Below are 244 nucleotides of genomic sequence, written 5' to 3' on the forward strand. Positions count from 1 at the left end.
GAAATCAAAGTTAGATTGACTGATGAAGAACACGACCAGCTATTAAAAAAAATGACTGGCGGACAATTAGCGACTTGGATAAGAAAAACCTGTTTGGACGAAAAAGACCACAAACGCAAATACAAAGCAGTTGACCCCGAACTACTTCGACACTTAGGAAAAATAGGCGGTAATCTAAATCAAATTGCCTACCAAGCCAACACCCTAGACAAAGACATCGAAAAAATCAAAGTATTTGCAGAGC

1 protein-coding gene is annotated in these 244 nt (G+C 38.9%); it reads left to right on the forward strand.

What is annotated here, in order from left to right:
• Positions 1-244, forward strand: a 244-nt coding sequence (locus ACSV5T_RS10250; protein ID WP_438321076.1) for a plasmid mobilization protein, incomplete at both ends; no start/stop codon positions are given.

It is taken from the genome of Veillonella sp. ZSJB6 (genome assembly GCF_051549505.1).
In the GTDB taxonomy this organism is placed as follows: Bacteria; Bacillota; Negativicutes; order Veillonellales; family Veillonellaceae; genus Veillonella.